The organism is Paenisporosarcina sp. TG20 (assembly GCF_000286315.1).
Classification (GTDB): Bacteria; Bacillota; Bacilli; order Bacillales_A; family Planococcaceae; genus Paenisporosarcina.
Map to the genome: position 1 here is coordinate 14623 of NZ_ALJG01000364.1, position 25225 is coordinate 39847.

A 25225-nucleotide genomic window follows, 5' to 3' on the forward strand; every position below is an offset into this window, starting at 1 on the left:
TTTTTTCCTGAATCTGAATGTCTCAAATGACAGGCATCTACTTAAAACTTTTATACCTTCTCTGCATGTCGCCCAACTCGTTTAAGAAGGTCAATCATTTTATTAATTTCCTCGTCATCTAATTGTTCAAAGATGTTTTCAATCTTTTTTTCATGCTGAGGGGAAACTTGATCCATAAATGTCTTTCCATGATTCGTTATCGTAGCAAAAGTAACACGACGATCATTCGGACATGCTTTTCGGATGGCATACTTTTTCTCCTCAAGCTTATCTATGACATACGTGATACTACCGCTAGAAATAAGAATCTTCTTGCTGATAATTTGTATGGGTTGATCTCCTTCGTTGTATAACAATTCTAAAACAGCGAATTCAGTTGGATTCAATCCGTGTGTGGCGGCATGGTTTTTAATCGCTTCTTGAATGGCTTGGGAGGCACGAAGTATAACTGCAACTGCATTTAATTTAGTATTAGCTGATTCCATTCGTTTCCCTTCTTCCAAATTATCTTATTTTTGTTTATCCTAAATTCATATATCTTTAATTCAGTGTAAATTTAACATGTATTTTACTACTTGTCAATCGTTTGAGATTAAAGTTGATTTGTTATACAAGCTTTCTCTTCAATGTTAGTAGCTAAACCAGGTGAGCCTATTGCAGTAAATTAAAATTGAATATTCTATTTACTTATTTCCGAGGAAATAAGACAGAAATAGCTAGGTTTCCCACTGGATCTCCCATGCCCTTGTATAAAAAGACACCCCCTGTTATCAAAATTAGTTGCGAAACTAATTCGACACAGGGGGTGTTAAATTACCACTTGATTTAAACGAAAATCATTTTAAACCAAGTGATCTCTTAATTGCAATTCCTTCTTTTCTTGCTTTAGCCCAGGTAAAAGGGGGGAATTTTACTTCTCCACTTTCTTTTGCCTCAACAAGATGGTCAAGAGCTTCTAGAATAATTTCACGTTGGAGTTCTTTATGGTATGGCACTCCAAAGTGATGTCCCATCATAAAGGGCAAAAACATAGACCTTGGTGGCTTTATATGTTCTGTTACATCAAGTGCTACTGTTAAAGAAACAGTAGGAATTCCTTTACGTTCTAAAGCGCGCTGCACGAGCGCGACAGACTGATGACATATGGGTCATGCAGGACACAGTAAGGCTATATCTGCACCACTTTTTACAACAGCGTCTGCAATGTCTTCCGCTAATTTTTGCTCGAGTTTATCGGGATCCATATTGTAACCGATAAATGAATAAAAATTATCTGTAAGGCCGCCGATAACCCCTTCTTGAGCCAATTCTTGTAATCGTTCAATAGGAAAAATAACATTGATGTCCTGATTTGCCCCTACTGTCGGATATTTTAACTGATGAATCTCTAACTCATGAGGTTTCAAGTTGGATGGCACTTCTCGATATGTATAGTCACCTATAGGATGAACAGTATCAAAAGGCATTGTCCCCACTGGCTGCACGCCAGATGTACTTACAAAAGATAACTTAGACTCTGATAACGGCTTAGTTAAAAATGACAACGGAACAAAGTCCTCTTTTGAAATCATAGATCCAGGATATCGTTCATTCACCGTATTCCAAACTTCTAGACGTAATTGGTTGGGCTTAGAGGTTTCCGTCATGAATCCATTCCCCCGATCTTTTTAATAGATGAAAGTGAAGATGAAAATATAGGTGAGCTAAAGTTTCAGGATCCTTATTCTCTAGTGTTTCAAAAATAAACTCCCGATCTGTCTCAGGTGAATCCAGCAACAATTTAAGTGCTTCAATCCAAGATTTATTAATTTCCTTAGACCCGGCTTCCTCATTTCCATCGCCAAAGTGTAGTCGTACATAGCGAATTAGCTTTTCATTATCACCATTTTTTATGGCGTCTTTTAAATAAGGTAATGACAATTGGTAGCCTCCCATCTTTTTTTCATATTATCACTTTTCTAAATAAATGCAAAACTTAAAAATCGAAATATAATCAACAATAGTCCGGCGTTGCAACTTTATTAAAGAAAAAACATAATACGACCTTCTATCCTCGCCATGCACTATAATTGTTCAGGCCATGATATAAAAGTTTTCTCATGCTGAATCAACCATTCTTTTCTGCTTAACCCCCCTGCATATCCGGTGAGTCTTCCATTCGACCCGATGATCCGGTGACAGGGAACAATAATGCTAATTTTATTTTTGCTATTGGCATTCCCTACGGCCCTTACAGCTTTTTCACTTCCTACCGCTATGGCTATATCCCTGTACGACACTGTTTCGGCATAGGGTATTTCCGTTAAAGCAGACCATACTCTATTTTGAAATTCTGTCCCCTCGGTGATATAAGGAACCGTAAATTCAATACGTTCGCCTTTGAAATATTCCTCAATTTCTCTAAGACAATCTTGCAATACTTGAGGCGTATCCGGCTGTAGTGGATGAGTCGCGGTATCCCGTTCGCTGAAAAAAATCGACATTATTCCTTCGGCTTTTCCTATAATTTCGACAACACCGATTGGCGACTGGTAATCCACTTGATGCAATTCACTCATATAAAGTCCTCCATAGATAAAAAGTAGCGTAACCCTGCCACCCTTCCCAATTTTTTGATAGGTCTTCAATTTCCTTTAATGTCGGTTTTTGATCGAGTCCTAATTGAGTTTTTAAAGCGTTGTGCAAACCAACATCTGCTAGCGGAAAAGCAGATGTACAGCGGAGACATTTCATCATCACGTAGTTTGCTGACCATGCGCCGATACCTCTAATGGCCATTAAAGACTTCTCAACTTTCTTCATGTCAGACTCCTGGAGCAATTTTTCTTTTAGAAGATGCCCTTTTGTCATCGCCACCGCAATTCCAATTATATATTCTGCTTTCCTATTGGTAAATTGTAGCTTTCTTAGATCATCCACAGTTATGGTGGCAATTTTCTGGTAGGAGGGAAATGTCCAGTAGGTTTCTTTATTAAAAATCAAAGATTCCCCATAGTTTTCAACAAAACGTTTCTTTAATGTATAAGCGAAAGATAAATTGATTTGCTGTCCCATCACCGCCCACGTTAAAGCCTCAAACAAGTCCGGAATACACATGACCCTTAATCCATAATGTTTCTTTACAACTTCTTTTAACACCTGATCTTGAGAAGCCATCTCATAAAAACTCAGCAAGTCTGTTTGCAAATCAAACCATTCCTCTACATTAGCAGCAACGTTTTCCCTCCCCTTTTTAGAAGGAGTCCCACCGAGAAATACGATGCGAAGGTGCTGATTCGCATGTGTTATCTTAAATAAAATCAATTTTTCATTTACGTTAATTAACTTTGTAATACCGCCATCTTTTATTTGATGCAGGTTCTCTTGTTCTGACCTTCCCAGGAAAACGAGGCATTCTTCAAAATTAAATTCAGACGGTGTGAAAACATCCAGATACTCTCCCATTTGGAATCCCCCAGTTATTCACACTTATTTGGACAATCATTTAAATAGAGAAGAATTAAAGCGACTTTTGCACAACGATTCTTACATAAGATTAAGTTCTTCTTTTATGATTGAGTATATATATAAATCATCGAATTTAGCAAGAGTATATTCATAATGTCTCAACAACCCTTCTTTTTTGAAGCCTTGCTTTTCTATTAGTTTTTGCGATGGGAAATTAGCAGGTTCGATTAAAGCTTCTATTCTTTCTAATTGAAAGTGTCGATAACCATACTGAACAATAGCTTCCAGTGCTTCACTTGCTATCCCTTTTCCCCAGTAATCTTTGCTTAATTCAAATCCAACTTCAGCTCTAAAATGTTGGGTACGCATATTAAGAAAACCACAACTTCCTATTACCTTACCAGAATCTATCATTGTAATTCCCCATCTAATGCCTGTTCCTTCTTTGTATATAGATTGATACCATCCAATTTCCCCCATACATCTTCTACTGTTTTGGATGGTTTTAACCCCGTATGTTTCACAACATCTTTATCAGATAGATAGTTAAACATATCATTAGCATCTTCTATTGTTACTTCTCGTAAAATCAATCTTTTTGTTTCAATTACAGGAAAATGTTTTACCATTATTACTCCCCCTTCTCGAACATTAATATCTCCTAGTGAATAATTTCGGGTAATCTATGACAAGACCTTTTTCATCGACTGAAATACGTGTTTCAAAATCTCGAGATGAATAGTTAAAAATTTGTATGTTCCCCTTGCCTTCGATATATGTATAGGTTTGTTTTACTTTCTGAAATTTTAATGAGGGGACAGAGATATAGACCATCTCAAAACTTCTTTTTTGATTAGGTTCCCAATCAAATCGGTTAATAGGCAATGAGTTCGAAAAGGGTGTCGCTGATATATCGACATCAATCGCTCCATTCAATTCATCAATTTTAGACCCGTATTGATCAAACCATTCACCTTTTCCATTAGAGGTAATATGTAAGTCATCTTTTCTTCCATTATGAATACTCAATCTTTTAGTATTCCATGAACTATCCAGCTCTATCTGATAATCGACTTGTATAGGTGCATTTTGATTCATATAAATCACTGTACTGACAACATGAATCATATTTTCTATTGTGAAAGTTTTTAAACACTCGCAACCGAAAGTCTCTTTATTCTCCCAGACAACTTCTCTCGAAAACATAGCTTCACCTCTTAATTATCTTTATTACTAAATATTCAATGGCATTTTGGTGTTTCTATGCCTTTCTATAATTATATCTGTTATTGCAAATCGGTACTTATATAAGTCATATGTTATCACATCGTTAATTGATAGTTTTCCTCTTAATTATATTCATTATTTATTGAATTTTACATTCCAATAATATAGAATACTTATTAAGGAGGCACAAATTATATGAAAAATTTATACTCCGCCCAAACGGCAGAAACTATTTCTTTAAAAGTCGAACAATCCCCTGTGTGGGAAATGATACTTGGTATTGCTGTATACCCACAAGCAGTACGTACCGTACACGTCAAAACTATCTTTACACTCTTCCATCAATGCTTTCCCCACTAATCCACTCGCTCCAAGAATTAAAAGTTTTCTCATTTTAAAATCCCCCTTAAATTGCCTGACAACACTCATAAGTTACACCAAAAATGCCCAATCAATTCATTTAAAAATAGAATTTTCTATAATAAAAGCCCTTCTTGAACCCGCTAAATCAAAAATTTAAATCGCTCGCAAAAATACACTCTCAAATAAAAAAGAAAATCTGATGGCGAATGATTTAGCATTCGAACTTTCCACTAGTTATTTCCTTGTATTTAAAAAATTCATTTTCTCCTGGATGTCATTTTTGATAATTTGCTGATATGCATACTTTTATTTTATTGAATATTCATATCTACCAAATTCATAATATCTCAATACCAACCCTAAGTGCCTAACGGAAATCCTAAGTCGCTACTACTATTGCGAATCACGATAAATGCTTATAAAAGTGGCTACATTTTTCATCATCTAAGTATAATTCGTATCCATTTTTATTATAGAATTCGATTGCACTCTGCCAATTATTGTTTGTTTCTAATACTACTTTATGATATCCCTCTTGCTTAGCACTTAACTCCAAACATTGAATCATCAACTTAGCCAATCCTAATCTTCTGCATTCTTTCTTCACAGACATACGCTCGATTCTTCCTACACCCGCTTCTTCACAAGATACAGCACCCGTGCAAACCACTCTGTTATCATAAACACCAATCAGGAAAACTTGTCCTTTTTGGCTGTAACTTTTGATGATGTTAATTAAGTCTGGATTATAAGCAGGATCTATAAAACCAAAGCGTTCTTCTAATCCTTTGAGAATCAGTTTTCTAGCTTCCTCTTCAAATTGTTTTGTTATTTTAAGTACCTGTACTTCTTGTTGGATTTTATTAACTCCGCTCATTGTTATCACCTTCTCTATGTACTAAGGGGATAATCCCTCATCCTTTTATATTATCTTGTATTTTCCAATTTAACGAAGAATGAGCAACGATTTCTGCAAAGAAGAGCTGAAAGTCTTTGTTCCTTTGTTAGATAAATCTAGTTCATTACAATAAATTTATTGGCTTATAGCTGTTATTTCTCTATCAATATTAAATTAATTAACTTTCACGAGTACCTATTTTATTTTGAAATCTCTTACATTAGTGATCTAACTCTTTCATATATTATCTACCTTTTTCATATATTCATATATAGGTGGTGATATTATCTTTAATCTCCCGGCTGAAACATTCTGGTTTCTTGTACCTTGGCCGTTCATTTGGCTAACATTAGCTTTTGTCATGTATTTCAAAATGAAACGTGAAGATGATCGTGAAGATTCAAACAACTAGCTAATATAGGGAAAGGAATTTACGTATATGAAAACGGATTTGATTGTGTTTATTGTTTATCTTCTTGTACTACTTTGTGTAGGTTTATATTTCACTAAAAAAGCAAAAAAATCAGTCGAGGATTATCTATTAGGTGGTCGTAGTTTGGGGCCTGCGGTAACCGCTTTGACGATGCAAAGCACCTCTATGAGCGGTTACATGTTTATGGGTGGTCCCGCCCTCGCCTTCCAGCAAGGATGGTATGCACTTTGGTATGCAATTGGGGACGCAGGCGGTTCGATTATCAACCTTTCCGTGTTAGGGAAACGGATGAGAAGGTTGTCTGAAATGCTCGGTGCATTATCGCCAATTGAGTATTTGGAAAAGCGATTTGAAAGTCCGGCGGTCAGAGTGGTCGGCTCCATCATATCGATTATTTTCTTGTTCGCTTATGTATTCGCACAGTTCATCGCTTCAGGAAAAGCGTTATCTACATTAACTGGTCTGCCATACGAATGGGCTCTTATATTGGGTGTCAGTGTCATCCTAATTTACACAGTGACAGGGGGCTATCTTGCTGTCATCTGGACAGACTTCATACAAGGTATCATCATGGTTCTTGGTGTAACAGGGATTACAATCGTTGCACTCTTCAAAGTGGGTGGACTTTCGGCACTGAATGAAAGAATAGCTGCAATTGATCCTACATATTTAAGCTTATGGGGTAAAGATCTTGTTTACTATGGTCAATGGGGAGTTGTATTAGGCGCCCTCCTCATCTATTCCATCGGATATATGGGTCTCCCACACGTTGTAGTCCGTCACATGTCGATGAAAAGCACGAAGACGGTGAAAGGCGCTGTCATCTGGTCGGCTATTTGGAATCAGTTTTTCGTTTTTATGCCTTATATTTTAGGCCTTGTTGGAATTATCATGTTGCCGAATCTCACTGATCCCGAGATGGTCATTCCTACACTGGCATATACGTTTTTCCCAGGAATTTTCGCCGCAATTCTGCTATCAGCCATCATGGCAGCCATTATGTCAACATCGGATTCAATATTGATGCAAGCAGGAACGACTCTTTCAAGAGACATTTACCAACGTTTCATTGATCCGAATGCAAGTAATACAAAAATGATTTTCGTTTCTAGGATTTCAATTTTACTCGCAGGCATCATCGGAGTTATCGTAGCCATTTGGCAACCACCTTCCATATTTACTTTGGTCATTTTCGCTTTCGGTGTGCTAGGGAACAGTTTCATGGTCCCTTACGTAGCTTCTGTTTACTCCAAAAAAGCGAACGGTCTTGGGGCTTTATGCGCTATGATCGGTGGAGGGTTGACCAACATCATTTGGACTTTGATGGAGTTGGAAGCTGTTACGGCAGTCCACCCATTCCTTGCCGGCCTTATTATTTCCATCATCGGAATGATTATCGGAACTAAGTTAGGTAAAAAACCTTCCGGACCAATGCAAGAAACAGTAGAACGTGCCAAAGGAATTCGCCATATTCCAGCAAAAATTGAAAATAATACAGCACGTGAATTAGGTCCTGAAGCGAGAAATATCTCGGAATTTTTCGGCAATAAGATGCCATTGAAGGAGTAAAACTATGACACAGGATATAAAGACACAAGTGGTTTTATACGATGAAAAAGAAATTATACGATATTTGGAAACCATGAATTCAAATAGTTCATTCACTGTGAAGGATCTTATTTACTATCCGTATATGTTTTTTGAACATTCTTTTGAAAGAAAAAATCCACTTTCACCATTAAAAGGTAATATTGGATCAACAATTGATGCAGTTTCCGGAATTGCAGCAATGGTCGACAAAACACCGGTATTCATAACGGACAGTATTGCCCTTGAAAAGATCATCCCTATTCAATTGGATCAAGAGAAAGCAAAAGTGTTAGCGGATGATCATCTATTCCGCGTCATTTCTTCGAAAATAAAAGTATTGATGACGCCTAAGGTGGAACTGCTTCATAATGTCTTGTTTTACCGACCTTATTGGATTGTCGAAGGCAAGAGAAAACACAAAAAACCGTTCTCACTTGTAGTGGATTCAATTTCAGGGAAATTTCATCCTCTATAACTCTTATCAAAAATAGCAGGGTCATATAAATGACCTCGAACTTGGCATAGCCAACTCGGTAATACCAAAGGTTTGAAGACATGATGGCCTAGCGATATGAGACACACATAAAACATCTATTCCAGGCTACCTTACACCCATCATTTGGGTGTAAGGTAGCCTGGTTTTTCTTAAATATGCTCGCCGTTGTAATAGACTTTCTTTTTCATTTGGATTCTCCTATTGCTCCTACTAGAGTAGTTTTGGAGAGATTTAGTCCCTACTTTAGTACCGGAATTATGATTTGAAAGTTTAGGACCTTCCAAAATTAACTCTTATCTTTATGATTTACCAATTTTTGAACTGAAGGATCTAGTCTATATCTTTGATAGTCCTGATATGGTTTGACAGGGACATTAGAAGAAGGTTTTGAAAAGTCAATTCGCCAATGGCATGACCGATTTGACTTTTATGTCCATAAATTTTACCTGACTTGAGCCGTTTTAATCTCATTTATATCATAATCCCATCCAACAGATTCAGAGAGACCAATCAAATCTAGAATATCGTTTCTATCAAATTTAACTAAATTTAGCATTGGATTAATAAATTCCTGATTGAATACTCCTTGAAAATTCTTCATTAATTTCGTTTAACTACTTATCATAGCAGTAAAACAATCGAACTTAATTGTGGTAAATCAATTCTACTAGACCGTTACACTAATTTGTTCCAACCAATAGATCTATTAACTATCCGGAACATCCTCATTATTAATAGCTAATTGCTCGGTATCATTAAATCTCAAAGACTTTGAAAAAAGTACAAAAATGCCAACAATTATCGTTAGAATACCTGAACCGGAAACTGTTACTAGCACTCCTAATTGTTCGGTAAGAAGTCCACCTAAATAAACACCAATTGGAAATCCAATTCCACTAATAAGACCATATACACCAAACACTCTTCCTCTTATCTTATTGGGGACTAACTTTTGTCTGATTGTAGGGGCAACGATATTATATGGTGCGTACACAACTCCTCCTAGGAGCATAAGTAAATAGACGAATTTCACCTCTACTGTGATGCTTAAAAGTAATGGAATAAGTCCCCATAAAATGATGACGCTCCCCAAAGAATACGAATATGATATTTTAATAGAGAGTTTTGTCCAAAGTACCGAACCTGTAAGCGATCCCACTGCAAAAATAGACCACATAATGCCAAGAACCTCTGGACCTGCTCGTAAGATACGATCTACAAATACCGGAAAAGCACTTTCTAGAGGCGCATACGCAAAGTTGAAAAACAGAGTAATACAAGCAATAACGATTAAAATTCGATAGCTTACTATGAACTTTATTCCAATCATAGTCTCGTGAATAAACTTTTTCCATTTCTCTTTAATATTCATTTCAACTTTTTCTTGGGCTACTCTCTCCATATCTCTATGATAAACTTCCTCAGGTATTAGCATGTACAGTAAAGCTGCAATGAAAAAGAAGATAACATTTATTAATAACGTACCTGGAGCAGTAAAAAATGCTATTGCAAATCCTCCAAGTGCTGGCCCAATTAATGAACCAACTTGGTTAACCAAAGTGACGACAGCATTTCCTTCTTCAAGCCGTTCTTTTTTTTATGAATGAAGGCAAAATAGAGCTAGATCCTACCGTTGTGAATGATGAAAGTAATCCATCAAGGGCAATGATAAATAGTACCAACATTAGACTCAGCATATCTAACCAAAATAGTAAGGGGATTAAACCTAGCAATATACCTCTTGTAAAGTTTTCATAAACCATAAGTTTTTTTCTATTATATTCATCTAGTAAACCGCCAACAAAAATGCTAGAAATTAATGGTGCTAATGTGGCTGTTGAAATAACTGCACCTATTGCAACTGCAGACCCTGTTATTTCATAAACAAACCATCCCAATGCAAGCCAAGATAACTTTCTTCCAATATTCAATAATATTATAGCTTCGATAAATCTCCTGAAATTCTTATTCTTCAATAAATCTATATACATGTCGAACCCCTTTCGAAGGCGTCTTATCAGTTAGTTAGTTCCTACTAATTGAAGAAGAAAAATGAACTTTAATTTAATCCTGACTTCACTCCTTATTAATGTTGTTTATAGTGTCAGTATAAGTTAAATCTTTTACTATTCATTCATTCATAAGGCTTAATTGTAACTCGTTCAAATTAATGAGTATGGTCAACTAGTAAAGCAGCCAACCTTATTATTTGAGCGCAGGCATATGTACAGGTTTTACAAGATATGTGACTAAGCATTATTTGACAGATTTGATTTCAAAGTGTAATCTATGTGTAACCGGTTACATATAGTGATTAATCTAGATAAATGTTTGAAAGTAGGTGAACGAGAATGGCAACAATTAGGGATGTAGCGAAGGAATCGAATGTTTCAGTAGCAACTGTTTCGAGATTTATAAACAATAAGGGTTATGTGAGTGAAGATGCAAGAAGTGGTATTGGGAAGGCGATTAAAAAACTGAACTATAAGCCGAATGCCATTGCTCGCTCGCTGAGCAAAAAGCAAACGAATTTTATTGGACTCATTTTGCCTGATATTACGAATCCCTTTTTCCCAGATCTGGGCAGACTTAGGGAGTTGCCCATTCGCTCCGAAAGCAGTAGGAAATGTTTGTACAGAAGATATGGTAAATATGTTCGAAGAGATGGGTGTTAAGACGAGCACTGATCTGGATAAGTTAATTGAAACTGCAGATTGAATGGAACAACAAATGGGAAGATCTCTTGACGGAATGCAAATGAAACTTTAAAATGGATGTCCATTTATAAGAAAACATAACGTCGCACCTGAACCACTGATTTGGTTTCATTTGAAAAGAATAAACCGTTACAAAAACATGGAGACATGTTTTGTTCATGTAGCCCCCATAGGGAAGTTCACTCCTAAACTCTGTCTACACTAGCACACGCCGAATAGAGAATGTGCAAACGAACTAAAAATCCGAAACAGATAAGGTTCCGGGACATTTTCGGTCACAACTTGTAGCATCTAACCTATAGAACAAAAGAACCAAGCGTGACCAATGGCCAGCGTTTGATTCTTTTTCCTGCGACAGGTTTGCGTCCATCGCTCCCCTACTAGCAGTCGATTCTAATGGATCACATTTCGGAAAACAAAATTCTCTATTACAATGAATATCAGCCGAAGATACAATTTCAAATACTGTTTGCTTTCCTAATTTCAGTTTTATGTACTTAAGTTTCGCACCTTGAGAATTCAATAAAAAAAGCCTCTTTGAAAGAGACAAAAAGGCAAGAAAAACCCGCATGAGCACTGGCTTTTGGTATAATTAAGTTACCATTCCAAATCAACCAAAAAGGACGTGTTATCATGCGGAAAAATGTAAAAGAAATCGAAAATGTATTTCAATCACATGGTTTTTCTATTGATTCTATTATACAAAATGTAATGAAGAAGTTCAAATTTCGTTCCCTTTGTCATCAGGTAGGATTTAAAAAGCAACAAGGGGATTCTGTCACCGATATAATGACGTTATTGTTACTGTTTCCACTCATGCTAATCAATAGTGTTAACGCCCTTTACAAAAGCAGTTATCACTACATGGCAGAGATGAAAAAGGATGCCTTCTACCATCTGAAAAATAACGAACGCATGCCTTGGCGCAACCTGGTCAAATCCTAATCCATATACAATTCACGGTTAGTCATTTGGGCAAGTCCCTTTATCCTCTGCCTCTAAATGTCCGGAGCGTTTGATTTTCGTCTTCAAGTAATCTTCATTAAACTCCGAAACATCGCCCCACAAAGACGTTCGGCCTGAAATCGGAAGACCAGCATCTATTAAGGCAGAGAGTTTTTTGGGATTGTTTGTTAATAGAGTTACTGGTTTTGAGCGTAATGCTTTAAGAACTTGAATGGCATCATCATAGTCTCGTGAATCATCAACAAAACCTATGCTCTCGTTTGCCTCTACTGTATCGTAACCGTTTTCTTGAAGAATATAAGCCATTGCTTTACTAAATAAACCAATGCCTCTTCCTTCATGGTTCGCTAAGTAAAATAAAGCACCAGCGCCATGTTCCACAATCATTTGCATCGACTGTTTGAGTTGATATCCACAATCACATCTCTTACTGCCGAAAATATCTCCGGTATGGCAGATGGAATGCATTCTCATTAGTACATCCTCTTCATGTTGGAAATCACCATAAACTAGTACACTAGATTGTTGAAATTCTGCCAAGTTTGCCGATGACAGTTTATCAATAATTTGGTGTAAATCCTCTATTTCTTCCTTCGTGTGCAACCAACAGTACCACTGAAACACTACAGTTTCTCCGTACAAATTCACCGGTAGTTCAATTGGCCCCACTAAATAAATGGTACCTTCGTTTGAAGGGATCATCTGAATCTTATTTTCTAAAACAGTAATTGCTTCTTTAGAAACCATTTGTTTTTCACTCATAATATATATCCCCCTTTTTTATTCCCTAATCTCTATTTCTTTAATTAGAATAAGAGCAATTCGACCTTCTATTCAGTATCCTCATATAATCAAAAATAATCCCTTGTAGATAGCTTCACTAAAAATATTCATTTTGAAAGCAAGTTTATTATTCCTTTAATCTTTTTCAATTCTATCAGTTTACCCTGAGAAATATCTCGTTTATGAATCGGGTTTAGGAGTTTTACCGTTCAATAAGAAGCTGGATAAAGGATTACTTTCTTTTCAATAATATTCCACCTATCTTATTGTAGTTAAGCAAAATATCCCATACTTTCGACTTCATTTAAATACGAGTACTAGATAAAAGAGCACAACGTGATTTGTGGACAGTTATTGCCATCTCCAATTGCATTATTCAAACTAGTTCTCATTCTATTCCTTCAAGTATAATAACCTTTAATTTAATAAAAGAAGCATTACTCCTTGTTGAGTAATGCCTAATTGAAACTCAAGGGAATAGTAAAAGGTGTTAGCCAATTAAAAGCTATCACCTTTTATTTATTAGTACCTTTTACTATTATGAACATGTTCTTTTCAACATCATTCACCATATAATTTGCAAACTAATGTTCCTAGTCGAAATTGATAAAACCTGCCATTGCTTTAACTGTTTGATTTCTTTATAACATTTTTACCTTCGAACAATTATAAATAAGTACATCTTGAGCACTATATAAACTAATAGTTGTATTCAACACAAAAAGAAGGGTGGAAACTTTATGAGTAACAAACCAAAAATAGTTATTCTTGGGGCAGGTTATGCTGGATTGACGACAACGAGAAGACTAATTCAAAGGCTATCACTAGAACAAGCCGAGATTGTATTAGTAAATAAGTATAACTATCACTATGAAGCAATATGGTTGCACGAAGTTGCTGCCGGCACGATTTCTCCAAACGATGCTCGTGTAATGATAAGTGATGTTATTAATCCGAAAAAAGCGACATTGGTTTATGACACTGTAGTAAAAATTAATAAAGACGAGAAACGTGTTGTAATGAAAAATAGTGAAACTACTTATGATTATTTGGTAATCGCCTTAGGATGGGAATCAAATGACTTTGGTATTAAGGGAATGTCAGAGCATGCATTTGCAATCGAGGATATTAACTCCAGTCGTTTAATCAGTGAGCATATTGAAAATCAATTCTCTAAATTTAATAAAGACGAGAATGCTGACGATGACAGTCTGAATATCTTAGTTGGTGGAGCAGGATTTACAGGGATTGAGTTTGTCGGTGAGCTTGCTGAAAAAATACCTGTACTATGTAAAAAGTATGGTATTGATCGCAGTAAAGTACGCGTTATCAATGTCGAAGCATCCCCATCTATCTTACCTATGTTTGACAAGGAACTTGTTGATTATGCGAGGAAATCCCTCGAAGATCGTGGGATTGAAATTAAAATTGGGTCATCAATTTCTGAATGTACACCTGAAGGTTTTATTGTAGGAGATGACAAAGAATTAATTAAAGCAGGCACTGTAGTATGGACTGGCGGAGTTAAAGGTAGTCCCATTTTAGAAAAGTCTGGCTTTGAACTTACTAAAGGGAAAGTTAATGTTGACAATGATCTTCGGATGCCTGGTGAGGAGAATATTTTTGTAATTGGAGATTGTTCTTGGGTTTGGAACAAAGAAGCCGATCGACCATATCCATCAACTGCTCAATTAGCTATGCAAGAAGCGGATGTTGTGGCAGCTAATTTAGAGGCACTACTTACAAAACAGCCGTTAAAAGACTTTGTATTTGATGATAAAGGTACTATCGCTTCACTAGGTCTCTCAGATGGTATAGGTGTTATCTTCTCAGGTAATAAAATAACTGGAAAGACAGCAGCAACTATGAAAAAAATCGCAGATAATCGTGCCCTTTACCTGAAGGGTGGAGTGAAATTGGTCCTTAAAAAAGGAAAAATACGCCCATTTTAGGTTATATCAAATATAGAGATACCAAATAAGGAGGGTAAGTATGAGTGAGACAAGGTATGTTGTATGGAATAATACTAATTATTGCTTTTACAGTGGGATATAGAATCACAAGCCAAAATAAGGACCAATCAAGAGACTTTCGCTAATTATAGGTTAAAAGAAGCTGACTCAAAGGTCCGTATAATAATTTTGAATCAGCTTTTGAAATCTTTTATAATCCCAAGACCTTTAACTCTATACGGTTATAAAATTCACTACCCTATACCATCACTTGGTTTCTTCTCCATCATAAACGTCTTTGACCCTCGAAGAAGTTTTCCTTTTTTATAAGGTGGTTCGTGGACATAACCCTTAAACAAGGTGTGGTCGATTGAATCGATAAAATGGTGATCTACGTGGGTAATATCTTTAATTTTTTGTACACCTATGACACGATCATTACATATAAAAACAACTTCATTTCGACGTTGAAGATATGTGGCAAGTCTAGTTGAATCCTCATTAAAACCCATAAGCATATTGTACATTCATCCTCATTTAACGTTTCACTCCTTCATGACCTTAGCGCAATTAACTTTTTCTCTATTTTAAGCTATTCCTTTCGTATAAGTAAGATATTTCTATTAATTTAATACAAAAGACTGTTTCTAAATCTACTGCAACATAAAGAATGAAGACATAAAGCCAAATGTAGCTGAAAACTTAACAAGCGCCCGAAGATAAAATTTTGGATGCTAATTGATATTTTATATAATTTTTCAGTTGTGAACTTCATGGATGATCACCAGCACAAGGATGCCCCACTATCACTGACATTTCACCACTTGTTAAGTCCATAACAATACTAAAAACAGTCTCCATATTCTCATGCGCTAACCTTTTGGGATTATCATGTCGGCATATAGAGTCCGGATAATTTTCATGATTTGCTAGTAGGGAAAATAAATCATGTTTCTCGATATCTCTACCTAAAGTACTTAGACTTTTGCTCATTATTGATAGCCTTTTAAAAGAATCTTCTTTCGGACTATCGGAAACAAATTCTTTCATAGCGGATGAACAAATATGATTTGTGTGAACAAGCACACCATTTATAGGTTCAATTTCTGCAGTATAGAGCGGTGATACTTCAAGACTTATGATTTTTTTCTCTCTAGACGCAATTAAAATATGAGCAGGTGATGCAATTTGGTTGTCGTTTATAGAAGTTAGAGCTTCTTCAAATGTATATGAATCTAAAACAGCTCTTAAACCAAGATGAATTGGCACTTTTCTTTCTACTGTATTTGTCGTTATAGCATTTAAACAAACCCCTACACCCGCATCATTACAACCAATTTTACCAATAATTCCACCTTCCGTAATCATTTGAAGATTTGGTTTATCCTGTTGATTAATTTTCAAAAAAAGAAGAGCAGAAGATTGATCCCCTTTCCAATCCCAATTTTGCGCAAGCCAAGTTTTTGAAGTTCGGGGTTCAGTAATGGCTAGTGCAGTACATCCATCAGGTGCATTTGTAAGTGCAATTTCACTTCTTGTATTTAAGGTCAATATATCTTCAAAGTCAACTCCCGCTCCACGAGCTATACCTTCCATTTCAGTAATATACTCAGGTCGATATGATTGGATTGCCTCAAGATTGTAGTAAAGCTTTTTCCCTCGCTTCTTTCCATGATAATAAAGCATAGCCTTTGAAGAGTTCCTCATATGTTAGCAAACTACGATGTACTTCGTTTCTTCCAACTTCACCATGCTTAAAACCGATTTCAAAAGATGACCCTTTAAGTTCAATCGTTCTCAATAGTTACTCTTCTCGTATTCAATTTATTTTATTGAATCAAAGCTTCTAGGTATCCCTTAAGTATGTTGTAGAAATATTCAGTTATTTTAACAACTACTTTTATTAGTTTAAATGAGCAATCGTTTGTATTCAATAGTTACTGTTAAGAATAATTACAGAAAACGTCCCTTGTCAGTCGATTCAAACATAAGAAAATGGGCAAAGTGCTCCCGGTCCTTTTAAGCAATTACTAATGATTTAAGTGTCAGTAAAGATGATTTTCCATTCTGTATCGACTTCGGTTTCCGGGTCGCTTTAGACGGCAAACCTACTGCATCATAACCTGAAGAATGAAGGACCCTAGTGAAGTGACGTTGTCACTTCACTAGGGTCCCCATACGGGCAATCTTGCGGAGGGTTTGCGTCCGAAGCGCCCCTTCAACCAAGGGGCTTATCGTATTTTTGATTTGGGTTGATGAAAGAAAAAACACTGATTTTATAAGGAGTGGCGGCCGAAGATACTATTTCGGCCTTTTTCTTCATACTTTAAGGTTGGGTAGTTTCTTTTAGCTACCTTGCGTAATAAGAGGGTATCAACATACTGTCAATTACCTATGTAGTAGAAACAATGTTCTTCAGGTTAAGGATTCACAGAATGGAAAATATTTACATTAAGGTTTAGCGAAGAGTATCACCAAAGAAAATACATTTCTAGAATGTTAGTATCCATATACTAAAAACACCATGAACTCTGGGTTCTTGGCACATCTATTTTATAGACTTTCTAATCTTTTTAAAAAATATGTGTGTCTTTTAGAAGTTTGAGTAAATGAAACTACATGAACGCCCCTATCAAACATACAGTTTGGCAGGGAAAACGTTACGTTTGGTTAATGGAACGTTATGTATGAATCTTCTACACTGTATTTACCTTTAACCCTGCTGTACACATTGGCAAGGCAGTAGATAATGACGAATTTCGAAGAGGTAAAATCAGTTTGAACCAATGATTTATGCATGTTTACATAAATACGCAACTATAAGAATCACGACTCTTTTATTCAAGTCGGCCGAATTGGCCTTTGGAAAGCTTGGCATCGCTATGATTCAACCAAAGGGAATTTTGCACCTTTTGCTTTTGTAGCATATGCGGCAGCCTGCTGGATGAATTTAAAAAAGGGATAATTGAAGATATGTTGATTCCTGAAGAGGATCAAATCCTTGCTGATGGTAAACAGACAAGTTCACCCGCTTGAAAACACGATGTGTTCAGAGAAGATAATGGAGGCATTAGCTCAATTAAAATTCCAAGAGCATCAGCTCATTCACCTTTTATTTGTCGAAGGTTGTTCTTTGGATGAAATTGTTCTACAGCTAGGAGTATCGAAATCTTGTCTTGAGAAAAGAAGAGAACGCACATTGGTAAACTTAAACAAATCAAGACAAAGTAAGACATGCTGATATTGGACTACATGTATACGGCAACCTAAAAGTGAGCCACCACAGCACTTGAAAACTGAGCTACTTCTATAATAAAGAACATGCTTTCATACGAACCCTGCAGTTTCTAAAATCTGCAAGGAGTTTTTCTCTATCTTTATATGGTGGAGGCACTTTTACGTCTATAGTCTTCTTACTAAGTTTGTTGTTTGTCGTATTTTATTAGTCTTTATAGGATATCTAATTTTCTTTAATTGGGTGTAGTGAGTCTATTAAAGATATGCATTAGAATTCTACAATAGCGGTCCCTTTTGTAGTTGAATTGGTTAAAAAGTAGTTTAATCCCAAAAAACCGATAATGTTCTTATCGGTTTAAAGTAGCTTAAGTGCGTGTTCAAAAAGGAGCATAAAAAGAGCCGAGTAGGTCGAGGCGACGTAGCCTTCGAGCACCGGAGCGTATGGTGTTGATACGTGAGGAGCAGAGAAGCAAGCCAACGAAGAGATACGACAGCTATTTTTAGCGGACTTTTTGAACAACCTCTTTATGTAATTAAAGCTTTAAATCTTTGTTAATTACCTCTTGAACCTTCTTTTTCTTTTTACGTTTTTTCATTGATTTTACCCAGAAACCGCCTTTGAAAGCCTTTGGTTCATATGCAATAATGAAAGCGTTTGGTTCATAATCCTGTATAACTTCATATAAACCCTCTTCTTGATTACGCTTTGTTAATATCTCTAGTTTATAGCGAGGTTCATCTCGACCATGTCCAACAAAAGTAGTTACACCATATCCATCGGCTCTTAACTCCTCTATGAGAGCTTCATTGTTATTGGTAAGAATGACTTGTAGTGTAGTGTACCCAATCGCAAGTTCTGACTCGATTTTTGTACCTATCAATATCCCTATACCAAAACCTAGAGCATAAACGAACATGGTTATAAATGTCTGTTCTCCACTGAATACAATGGACAAACCAAACACATATATCAACGCTTCTGCAAAACCTAATAATGAAGCCGCTCCCGACCTTCCCTTTACCAGCATGATTGTTCGTAGCGTAAACGTTGGAACATAAATCAATTGCAACAACAATATAAGTAAAATTTCCTGCATTATTTCCCTCCTAATGCCTCAATACCTAAAAGAAGTGTATCATGATTCAAACTCTTCCGCATTTGAATCTAATTAAAACACATTATTTTATATACATTCATCTTCTTTAACTGTTTTCTCCTTCCTGATAGTCTTTCCGTTCATTTATGTAAGTAATCTTGTTCAGTTCAATTTCTATTGATAAAACCGTCATAGAATTTAATATAGATGAATTTAATACAGGTTTTATAATGAAGCAATTATGTCATAAAACAGGAAAAGCTTTCAGACAAATCAATTCGTCTGAGAGATTATTTTTATTTATTGTATTTGTGCATTTATTTCTAATTGAGCTTTTTTATCCTGTGATTCATGTAATTTCACCATCGCAAAATGGGCTATCGGTTGAATTACTAAGCTTTCTGCAATAAGTACAATTACGAAGTTACGTGGCCAATTGTGTATCCAGTTACTGAAGATTCCAGTATTAAATCCGTTCCCTACAATATCGCCAATAAGCGTCATTGCGGCTGACATTCCTAGTACAGTGAACAGAATACGGTATAAAATTTTAGAATTGAAGCTGTCTGTTGGTTGTGTGAATTTAGCAGCTAAAGCTTCTTCAATACGACCGAAAATAATGGGTTCAATAACCATAACAATAATCCACATAATCGGTAAAGTTTTTAAAAGGTTAAAGCCACATCTCCATTGAATTCCCAAACCGCAAGAATGATACTGAATGATGTCATAAATAGAATCGTTAATGTAGCAATAATTGTACCGTACAATAGACCCTCTTTACCGTTTCTTGGCAGTCTTTTTTCTTGATGCATTTTTTCTTCCTTTCAAAAAGCTTATACTAAGACCTTGGTAATTCGCTAAATACATGAATAAATGCAAGTGATGGTTGTGACGGTAATGGTTATGGAGATCCCTCTATATCCTTTTGCTTTAAGCTTTTGTCGCTAACTAGTCCAATTGCGATTTTGTATCCCTTTTAATTATTCTTCCTAATATAAAACCGGTCTATTTTTTACTATACTAAGATTATTTCCTATGATGTAAGTGTTTTTTATTCCTTGCATAAGACGACAATTGGACATAAATAGATCATGTTTTTTCTATTGTTAAATATTCTGTAAGAAATATTCAACATTAACGGAGAAAGCATTTTGCCTATTATCATATTGACCACCTGTTATTAACTATGGAATTAAACCATCAAAAGAAATGTTATACCAAGTGAGTTATCAACTTAGAAAGGAAATCCCTTTTTAAAAGCGAACCTTACTAATAAGAACACGTAAAGGAGGATTTATATGACAACAATTACTTTTAACTATGTAACCTATATCTCATCTACACTGGAAAAGGTTTGGGACGCATTGACTAAGACAGAACATACAGAAGTATACTTCTTCGGAACGGCCGTTAAATCTGAATGGAAAGTAGGCTCACGAGTAGAATACTCTAGAGGTGATGTGACGGACTACGGAGAAATTTTAAGCTATGAACCTAATCGCGAAATGACGTATACATGGGAAAGCGTGAATGACGAAACAATTAGGCAAAAACCAACAGTCGTGACGTTCAAATTACACCAGATGGACGGCGATGTGGTGCGATTATCATTAACCCATGAGAATTTACTGGAAGCGGACTATGTAGAAGATAACAACTCATTCCAAGGGTTCAACAATGGATGGCCTTTTATTTTGAGCAATATGAAGACATACTTAGAAACCGGGAAAACGTTGAAGTTCACACTATAGGGATTTTCTAAAGGGTAGAGAATACAAACTGGGTAAAAATAGAGTTTCCTGCTTTCTTAAAACAGAGACCCTACGGCGTTTATGTATGCAGACAAAAATATCCGCTGTAATGGGATTGCGCCTGGTGCAGTCATGACTAATATTGCGAGCACAATGAATAACATTAGTCAGACCGGTATCGCTCGTCAACAATTAGGGATGGCTATCAATCCACGTGTAGGACAACCTGAAGAAATCGCGAACCTAGCTATTTTCTTAGGCTCTGACGAAGCAAGCTTTATAAATGGGCAAGTTGTTTCTGCTGACGGCGGTTGGACAGCTTACTAAGTAAGAACCTTAATCAAAATTTAAAAGCCTTCAGGAATGAAATATATATTCCTGAAGGCTTTTTTATTGATAGAGGTACTTTCAGCTAGTTTAATATGTACATCCTTTCAGACTTACGATAAAAACATACATAAAAAGGTGTCTACGGATGTTTTATCATGGTAGGTACTATTCAAGATTTAAAGTAAGATATCCAGCCATATTTGTATAGCTGTCGCTGAAATTGACAACGCTAAAATGGTTTGAAGTATTTTTGTATCGATTTTTTTCCCAGCCATCGCTCCAAGTGAGGCAGCTATTAAACTTGCTACCACCATTATTGCGGCCGGATAGTATTCCACTTGCCCAGTGGAAACTTTACCTACTGTTGAACCAATGGATTCAATAAAGGTAATGGCCACTGAAGAGGCAATGGTTACCCGTGTACTAATAAGAATCCTTCAGCCAGGACCCACTATACCGGAACCAATACAGACAATAAACGCTAAAATTGCGGCTAACCACTTATTAAAAGTTACTTCGTCCAAAGGAATATCATCTATTCCCTTCTTCGGAATAAACATCATAATTGCGGCTATTAAAACTTGAATGCCATAGACAATATTAATGCCGTTTTCCGGCAAGGATCTCGAACCAAAACTACCTATCACACTACCAATTAACACACTGACTCCCATGTATAGTATCAGCGTCTTATTTAAATAACCCACTTTACGATATGCCCATACTCCTGCGATTGAAGCAAAAAGCACTTATACAACAGTTAAACCTGACACTTCATGTACACTAAATGCTGCCAACCCGAACAATGGCGAAATAAACAAAAGCATTGGATATTTAATGATTGAGCCACCGATACCAAGCATTCCAGAAATGAATGAACCGATAAATCCAATTAAAAACATGATAATGATAAATGTTAAGTCCAATTTACTCCCCCCTTAAAAGAAGTGAACGTTCAGTTGGTTCCCTATTCTTTTTATCCTTTTTTAATCCCTTATTATCGAACTGAACAACTATTTGGTATTAGAATTCCCCATTTAAATCAAATAAAACTTATTGCATAATTTTTAATCAGTTTTCATCTCAGAGAAGTGTGTATAATCTTGTTTAAAACTGGATCGCTTTGGGTTCACAATTTATCTTTAAAAAGTCGAGTTAACCCTCTTTTGCTTTCTCAGTTTGAAGCTTAAGATGGATCTTTTCTATATTTATATCAATGATTATAAATCCACAACTCGGAAAAGATAGTAGTATCAATATTTGAACAGGAGTGAAATGATGCTTGAGAAAATGATGTTGTGGATGATGGGTCCTTCTATGGATGCTGCGATGAAAAATATGCTGACAAGTAAATATCAGGAAAACCCATTCTTAATGACTACCATTGCTGGAAAATTGACTCCACGTGCAATTATGGAAGCTGGGATGCGAGCACAATCCGGACAGGAACTAAAACGACCACTTGGAAGTCCGATTGTCTTATCTCCATGGGAAGAAATCCTATTGAACCCCCGGCAATTATTCCACCTTCCGACTCAAAGCAAAAGTCAGATTAGCACAAAAACAATTATTGGTCCTAACGCTAAAAGACCTCTGAAATTGGAAATGCCAATCATGTTAACAGGAATGTCTTATGGTGGTTCATTAAGTCTCGATATGAAAGTTGCCATTGCAAAAGGAACGACTATTGCAGGAACGTCAACGAATACCGGTGAGACAGGATTAACACCCGAAGAAAGAGATAACGCGAAACTTTTAATTGGTCAATATAATCGAGCAATGCGAATGAAGGAAGAGGACTTGCGACACTTAGATGTAATTGAAATCCAACTCGGGCAAGGTGCCTGGGGAGGCGCTGCAGAAATTGAAACAAAAAGCGAAAAAATTGGGGACCATTTAAGAAAGACTTGGGATCTAAACGAAAATGAAGGGTCAACCATCATGCCTCGTTTTCCTAATGTTAAATCCAGTGATGATATTGTTAAACTAATCAACCGCATCAAAAGTAGTCATGATGTACCTGTCGGTGTAAAAATTGCTGGCTCTGATTTTATAGAATTGGACCTTGAAGTAATCGCAAAGACAGATGTCGATTTCATCACGATTGACGGCTCCGAAGGTGGAACAGCAGGTTCTCCACCCACTTTAGAGGATGATATTGGATTACCTACACTGCACACTCTAGTAAGAACATGCCAATGGTTAGAAGAAAAGGGCTTAAAAAACAAATACCAGATAATCGTCTCAGGAGGGCTCACCACCCCAGGTCATTTTCTAAAGGCTTTAGCTATTGGTGCAGATGCTGTCTATATCGGATCTATCGCCTTAATGGCTGTCTTACAAAGTCAAATGACCAAAGCCCTCCCGGAGTTTCCACCACCACAATTAGCCCTTTATGACGGCAAACTTAAAGATGAATTTGATGTTGAGGAAGGTGCAACCCATTTAGCCAATTTCTTATTATCTTGCGCAGCAGAAATGAAATCCGCTGTCCAAGTAATTGGGAAAAAATCAACAACTGAACTTAATCAAGAAGATCTCGTAACTTTAAATAAAGATTTAGCAGAGTTTATAGGAATTCGTTATGGGGCGAGTCGTAGAAAGTAGCTATGGACAGTAATTTAAAGTCTCCTTTTTCGAAAAAATAAGACAGAAAAAGAAAAGTATCTGTAATGATTAAAGCCACTAAACTAAACATTCAGAAACTTCCTTTTTTAAAAATAAATATAACTATATATTGACACCCCTTAGGACATAATTATAGAATCCTTGCATCCAGGTCTATTCAAATAAATGCTAATTTTACTAAAATTATTTTCAAGCACTCAAATCTGCATAGTTCCTCTAACAACATAAAAACTACAAATTGAGAAAGCTTATAAAACTAACTATATTTCTGACTTCGTTAAAAATTCACATGAAAAATAGATACATAAACTGCTAACCTAATAATTATTTGAGGTCCATATGCTTTGTAAGAGCTTGTAATAGCAGCTTTCCCATCGACAATATAAGGTTTAAGTTACTTTAAAAATATGTACCCAAATTTTTAAATCCTATTAAGGATAAAGTATTCGTTCTATCAAACAATCCACCTTTATGATTAGGGTTTCAAGTGGTATTTCAATTGCCAAGAATGGTCAGATAGATAGATAGATAGATAATAATAATGCGGAGAAATGATGAACTACACTTCCTTTTTCCGCCGCCAATATCCCTATTAAACATACAAAGTTTTTTTGATTACAATATCATTTCTATTAATTAGGTCTATTAATCCATTGAGATTTGTTCGGATATTATTACTAGATCTTTTTATGCAATTGACTCGTAACACAAAAAAATTAAAAACATATACTATTTCTAAGCAAGTAAGGAGGATGGAATGGAGAACTATGTAAATCAAATTTTGTCCCATTGGAAAGGCAAACCGTTAGAAGGTGCGAAGACGATGATTCAGAAATATGGGTACCCACAAGAAGCAACGATTAGTAGGTTGATTTGGTATAATAACGGTCCTTGGAAACGAACGATTGTTTATAAGGAGACCGTACCACATTACTTTCCAACTCCACATAAAGACTTTTTAGAACAAACTATTGATTACTGTGTACCGGTGCATTTATATGATGACGTGGCCGCATATGACGGAAGTGTCTATTTAGACCGCACTAGAGGAGAAGCTTCTGCAAAATGTCATAAAGAAGCCATGAATTTTCTTTCCTTAAACTTATTAAATGACATCGCAACAGGTCAATGTGATGTTCAAAATGCAAAATTGTTTTATGCACAAACAGCAGAATTATTTACTAAACAAAATATTAAATCTCCATACACAGAAGGATTACTTTTTCCCAAACAGTACAACACTGCTGATCCTGGAACCGTTTACTTCACAAAAGAAACCTAAAATTTTATTTTAGGTTTCTATTTAT

The 25225-nt window shown here is 36.0% G+C and carries 25 protein-coding genes and 3 pseudogenes; 10 read left to right on the forward strand and 18 right to left on the reverse strand.

The genetic code is table 11. The features are described from left to right. Nucleotides 1-50: 50 nt before the first annotated feature. The 9 genes and pseudogenes from B371_RS0120195 to B371_RS0120240 form a co-directional block, all read right to left on the reverse strand. Nucleotides 51-485: a MarR family winged helix-turn-helix transcriptional regulator gene (locus B371_RS0120195; RefSeq protein WP_019416144.1), complete on the reverse strand. Its 435-nt coding sequence runs from the start codon at nucleotides 483-485 to the stop codon at nucleotides 51-53. A gap of 351 nt (nucleotides 486-836) precedes the next feature. Then, nucleotides 837-1121, reverse strand: coding sequence for a hypothetical protein (locus B371_RS22215; RefSeq protein WP_019416145.1), 285 nt, complete (start codon nucleotides 1119-1121; stop codon nucleotides 837-839). 27 nt (nucleotides 1122-1148) lie between these two features. Further along, entirely contained in the window at nucleotides 1149-1646 is a 498-nt protein-coding gene (locus tag B371_RS0120205) for a glycine/sarcosine/betaine reductase selenoprotein B family protein (protein WP_019416146.1), read from the reverse strand. Next, complete coding sequence (locus B371_RS0120210) at nucleotides 1630-1920, reverse strand: hypothetical protein (protein WP_019416147.1); 291 nt, start codon at nucleotides 1918-1920, stop codon at nucleotides 1630-1632. Before B371_RS0120210 ends, B371_RS0120205 begins: the two co-directional genes overlap by 17 nt. Nucleotides 1921-2063: 143 nt before the next feature. Next, nucleotides 2064-2558, reverse strand: a complete 495-nt coding sequence (locus tag B371_RS0120215) for a methylated-DNA--[protein]-cysteine S-methyltransferase (protein ID WP_019416148.1) — start codon at nucleotides 2556-2558, stop codon at nucleotides 2064-2066. Continuing rightward, nucleotides 2551-3444 (reverse strand): DNA-3-methyladenine glycosylase, encoded by an 894-nt coding sequence (locus B371_RS0120220; protein WP_019416149.1) that lies wholly within the window; start codon nucleotides 3442-3444, stop codon nucleotides 2551-2553. Before B371_RS0120220 ends, B371_RS0120215 begins: the two co-directional genes overlap by 8 nt. Nucleotides 3445-3525: 81 nt before the next feature. After that, nucleotides 3526-4076 (reverse strand): annotated as a pseudogene (locus tag B371_RS22220) (GNAT family N-acetyltransferase). A gap of 22 nt (nucleotides 4077-4098) precedes the next feature. Then, a complete protein-coding gene (locus tag B371_RS22225; protein ID WP_019416150.1) occupies nucleotides 4099-4653 on the reverse strand; it encodes a putative glycolipid-binding domain-containing protein in 555 nt (184 codons plus the stop codon). Nucleotides 4654-5440: 787 nt separating this feature from the next. Then, nucleotides 5441-5914, reverse strand: coding sequence for a GNAT family N-acetyltransferase (locus tag B371_RS0120240; RefSeq protein WP_019416152.1), 474 nt, complete (start codon nucleotides 5912-5914; stop codon nucleotides 5441-5443). Nucleotides 5915-6374: 460 nt separating this feature from the next. Here B371_RS0120240 and B371_RS0120245 point away from each other — a divergent pair, with 460 nt between their 5' ends. Together B371_RS0120245 and B371_RS0120250 are read left to right on the forward strand one after the other, a co-directional pair. Next, nucleotides 6375-7937 carry a sodium/proline symporter gene (locus B371_RS0120245; RefSeq protein WP_019416153.1) on the forward strand — a complete coding sequence of 521 codons (1563 nt, stop codon included), beginning with the start codon at nucleotides 6375-6377 and terminating at the stop codon, nucleotides 7935-7937. Between the two features lie 4 nt (nucleotides 7938-7941). Next, nucleotides 7942-8433 carry a hypothetical protein gene (locus B371_RS0120250; protein ID WP_019416154.1) on the forward strand — a complete coding sequence of 164 codons (492 nt, stop codon included), beginning with the start codon at nucleotides 7942-7944 and terminating at the stop codon, nucleotides 8431-8433. Between the two features lie 727 nt (nucleotides 8434-9160). On the opposite strand, the gene B371_RS0120260 is transcribed toward B371_RS0120250, so the two are convergent. Next, nucleotides 9161-10012, reverse strand: a complete 852-nt coding sequence (locus B371_RS0120260; protein WP_019416156.1) for an MFS transporter — start codon at nucleotides 10010-10012, stop codon at nucleotides 9161-9163. 22 nt (nucleotides 10013-10034) lie between these two features. Continuing rightward, a complete protein-coding gene (locus B371_RS24335) occupies nucleotides 10035-10445 on the reverse strand; it encodes an MFS transporter (RefSeq protein WP_019416157.1) in 411 nt (136 codons plus the stop codon). A 360-nt stretch (nucleotides 10446-10805) separates the two neighbouring features. Between B371_RS24335 and B371_RS0120270 the strand changes: the two genes are divergently transcribed. Continuing rightward, entirely contained in the window at nucleotides 10806-11129 is a 324-nt protein-coding gene (locus B371_RS0120270; protein ID WP_019416158.1) for a LacI family DNA-binding transcriptional regulator, read from the forward strand. 675 nt (nucleotides 11130-11804) lie between these two features. Beyond that, entirely contained in the window at nucleotides 11805-12116 is a 312-nt protein-coding gene (locus tag B371_RS0120280) for a hypothetical protein (RefSeq protein WP_019416160.1), read from the forward strand. Nucleotides 12117-12134: 18 nt separating this feature from the next. Here the strand turns inward: B371_RS0120280 and B371_RS0120285 are convergent, their stop codons facing one another. Beyond that, on the reverse strand, nucleotides 12135-12899 hold the full coding sequence (locus B371_RS0120285) for a GTP cyclohydrolase II (protein ID WP_019416161.1): 765 nt from the start codon (nucleotides 12897-12899) through the stop codon (nucleotides 12135-12137). 761 nt (nucleotides 12900-13660) lie between these two features. Between B371_RS0120285 and B371_RS0120290 the strand changes: the two genes are divergently transcribed. Then, nucleotides 13661-14872 carry an NAD(P)/FAD-dependent oxidoreductase gene (locus B371_RS0120290; RefSeq protein WP_019416162.1) on the forward strand — a complete coding sequence of 404 codons (1212 nt, stop codon included), beginning with the start codon at nucleotides 13661-13663 and terminating at the stop codon, nucleotides 14870-14872. A 254-nt stretch (nucleotides 14873-15126) separates the two neighbouring features. Here B371_RS0120290 and B371_RS0120295 read toward each other — a convergent pair whose 3' ends face one another. Both B371_RS0120295 and B371_RS0120300 read right to left on the reverse strand, forming a co-directional pair. Further along, nucleotides 15127-15399 carry a hypothetical protein gene (locus B371_RS0120295; RefSeq protein ID WP_040681357.1) on the reverse strand — a complete coding sequence of 91 codons (273 nt, stop codon included), beginning with the start codon at nucleotides 15397-15399 and terminating at the stop codon, nucleotides 15127-15129. Between the two features lie 244 nt (nucleotides 15400-15643). Continuing rightward, complete coding sequence (locus B371_RS0120300) at nucleotides 15644-16579, reverse strand: C45 family peptidase (protein ID WP_157185253.1); 936 nt, start codon at nucleotides 16577-16579, stop codon at nucleotides 15644-15646. Nucleotides 16580-17726: 1147 nt separating this feature from the next. Here B371_RS0120300 and B371_RS24200 point away from each other — a divergent pair. Next, nucleotides 17727-17837, forward strand: coding sequence for a hypothetical protein (locus B371_RS24200; protein ID WP_237721565.1), 111 nt, complete (start codon nucleotides 17727-17729; stop codon nucleotides 17835-17837). An 805-nt stretch (nucleotides 17838-18642) separates the two neighbouring features. Here B371_RS24200 and B371_RS0120315 read toward each other — a convergent pair. From B371_RS0120315 to B371_RS23670, 3 genes are all read right to left on the reverse strand, one after another. Then, nucleotides 18643-19206, reverse strand: a complete 564-nt coding sequence (locus B371_RS0120315; RefSeq protein WP_019416167.1) for a DUF2179 domain-containing protein — start codon at nucleotides 19204-19206, stop codon at nucleotides 18643-18645. Nucleotides 19207-19506: 300 nt separating this feature from the next. Next, nucleotides 19507-19842, reverse strand: coding sequence for a DUF2798 domain-containing protein (locus tag B371_RS22235; protein ID WP_192811920.1), 336 nt, complete (start codon nucleotides 19840-19842; stop codon nucleotides 19507-19509). A 29-nt stretch (nucleotides 19843-19871) separates the two neighbouring features. Further along, nucleotides 19872-20021, reverse strand: coding sequence for a hypothetical protein (locus tag B371_RS23670; protein ID WP_019416169.1), 150 nt, complete (start codon nucleotides 20019-20021; stop codon nucleotides 19872-19874). 486 nt (nucleotides 20022-20507) lie between these two features. Here B371_RS23670 and B371_RS0120325 point away from each other — a divergent pair, with 486 nt between their 5' ends. Beyond that, nucleotides 20508-20960, forward strand: a complete 453-nt coding sequence (locus tag B371_RS0120325) for an SRPBCC family protein (protein ID WP_019416170.1) — start codon at nucleotides 20508-20510, stop codon at nucleotides 20958-20960. Between the two features lie 72 nt (nucleotides 20961-21032). Next, nucleotides 21033-21287: pseudogene (locus tag B371_RS0120330) on the forward strand (SDR family oxidoreductase); the annotation flags it as partial. 179 nt (nucleotides 21288-21466) lie between these two features. Here B371_RS0120330 and B371_RS22240 read toward each other — a convergent pair. Next, nucleotides 21467-22216, reverse strand: a pseudogene (locus tag B371_RS22240) (sulfite exporter TauE/SafE family protein). Nucleotides 22217-22568: 352 nt separating this feature from the next. Here B371_RS22240 and B371_RS0120340 point away from each other — a divergent pair. Both B371_RS0120340 and B371_RS0120345 read left to right on the forward strand, forming a co-directional pair. After that, complete coding sequence (locus B371_RS0120340) at nucleotides 22569-23897, forward strand: FMN-binding glutamate synthase family protein (RefSeq protein WP_019416175.1); 1329 nt, start codon at nucleotides 22569-22571, stop codon at nucleotides 23895-23897. Nucleotides 23898-24675: 778 nt separating this feature from the next. Further along, on the forward strand, nucleotides 24676-25200 hold the full coding sequence (locus B371_RS0120345) for a hypothetical protein (RefSeq protein WP_019416176.1): 525 nt from the start codon (nucleotides 24676-24678) through the stop codon (nucleotides 25198-25200). The last annotated feature ends 25 nt before the right edge of the window (nucleotides 25201-25225 follow it).